The 2058-nt window shown below is 37.9% G+C and carries 3 protein-coding genes; 1 reads left to right on the plus strand and 2 read right to left on the minus strand.

The window, feature by feature from the left end:
• On the plus strand, positions 1-407 hold a 407-nt coding region (locus tag GCCT14_RS04580; RefSeq protein WP_275655989.1), incomplete at its 5' end, for a DALR anticodon-binding domain-containing protein.
• Here GCCT14_RS04580 and GCCT14_RS04585 read toward each other — a convergent pair.
• On the minus strand, positions 378-1397 hold the full coding sequence (locus tag GCCT14_RS04585; protein ID WP_108624412.1) for a KamA family radical SAM protein: 1020 nt from the start codon (positions 1395-1397) through the stop codon (positions 378-380). The two genes, GCCT14_RS04580 and GCCT14_RS04585, sit on opposite strands and share 30 nt — an antisense overlap.
• A 3-nt stretch (positions 1398-1400) precedes the next feature.
• Positions 1401-2058 (minus strand): ferredoxin reductase domain-containing protein (locus GCCT14_RS04590; RefSeq protein WP_157952622.1); only part of this gene is annotated, 658 nt, incomplete at its 5' end.

A 2058-nucleotide genomic window follows, 5' to 3' on the forward strand; every position in this document is an offset into this window, starting at 1 on the left:
GCATTCACGATTATCGTTTTTCTTACGACAAGATGCTCCAATTTGATGGAAAGACCGCACCTTTCATTCTCTATTCACGTGTGAGAGCTTTGAGTATCTTACGAAAAGTTTCTAGTCAGTTTGAAATTCATGATTTGAGCAATTTGGATTGCAAAGAGGAGAGAGATCTTGTTCTTTTGTTATTAGAATTTTCTGATGTTGTGAAAAGGGTAGTTGAACTGAGAACACCTCATCTCTTGGCAGATTATGCGTATCAGGTTGCTAAGCAGTTTAATAGCTTTGTAAGAGATTGCAGGGTAGAAGGTTCCACTAGAGAAAAGGAAAGATCATTTATTTGTCGAATGACAGCTGATCTTTTAAGCCTTTCTCTTCGACTTTTAGGAATAGATCTGGTCGATCGCATGTAAGGCAAAAGAACTTTTTATCAGAGCCTCTTTATAAGGACGATTTGGGATCTCTTGCACATATCTTGGAACAGCGTACCCAGGGAGGATCTTTTTTAGTTCTTCTATGATGATGAGCCCCTTGTCTATAGAGACTTCAAATCGTTCTGATCCAGACACTCGGTCTAATTGAAAGAGATAGTAGGGGAAAATACCTCTGTCAATGACCTGTGTAAAAAGAGAGGACAATGTCTTTGATGAATCATTCACTTTCTTTAACAGGACTGTTTGTGTCCCTACAGGAATACCAAGTTTTTGAATGCCCATAATAGCTTTGAAAAGATCTTCTCCCAGCTCATTTTGATGATTGATATGGATAAAGAACCAGAACTGAAATCTGTTTTGAAAGCTTGCAATCAATTGCAGGAATTCTTTGTTTAATCTCTCTGGGATGCCTACTGGGAATCTAGTGTGAAATCTAATACGACGAATCTGTTTGAGAGTTGAAACTTGTTCTAAAATTTTTCTAAGTGATCTGTCTGATAGGGATAGCGGATCTCCACCACTGAAAATAATTTCTTCTATGGAGATGTCTTGTTGTATAATTTTCAATTCTTCTGTGAAATCGTATGAAAAATTTGCGTAATCAAATTGACTACGGAAACAGTAACGACAATGCATGGCACATGCGCTAGTTAGAAGAAGAAGAGCTCTTCCATGATATTTTTGAAGCAATCTAGGAGACTTGAGGAAATTTTTTTCCTGTAGAGGATCAGGTGAAAACCCTCGGTAAGAAAGAGATTCTTCCTTTGTCGGCAAAAACTGAAGTAGTATTGGATCGTATACTTTTTCTTTGTCGATCCTATTAGCAAGTCTAATAGGAAGGTTACATGGGAATCGCTTATTTTGTTCAAATAGACTCATCTGTTCGGGAGACAGAAAAGAAGATAGCTCCTCAAAAGTACGAATATTTTTCTTTTGAATCTGTTTCCAAATAGGTTGTTCGTGCTTCAAATTTCAATATAGCTCGTGTCGAAATTGTCCCGAATCAATGGCCTTTGACATCCATGACTCATTGCCCTTATCTTTTGATAATGCCTGAAGAGCATTTATTAGTGATTGTCCCATCGGAATTGATCCTGCAATTAGAACTAAGGCTCCTTGCTCAATCCAATCCCAAATATAATCCCCTTGAGCCATTACCAAGTGTTCTAGACGGCATGGAGGTTTGGAATAGCTTTTTCTTGAAAAAGCTGTTGAAAATTTAAAATGGGAAGAGAGCGACAATTGTATCCAAGTTTCCTGATATATGAAATCTTCTCTCTCATCTCTATCACCAAAAATTAGCCAAGAAGACTTTTTATCAATGGATCTTTCAAAAATCCACCCAATGAAGGACGCTATTCCTACACCTGCTGTAAGAAAGATAACAGGATGGTTGTGTGTATGAATATCATGAAAAATTGAAGATCGAATTTCTGCTTCAATCATGTCTCCAATCTGCATTTCTTCACATAAATAGTAGCTTGCTACTCCAAAAGGCTCTTCAGGCAATCCGCCAATGTACCTTACTATAAGCTCCAAAGGGACGGCTAGACGAATGACGAATGGTTCCCCAGATTCTTCCTTAGCTGCTATCTCTTCTTTAGAGAGATAACGGTATCTCCTATCGTAA

It is taken from the genome of Candidatus Similichlamydia epinepheli, assembly GCF_003056015.1.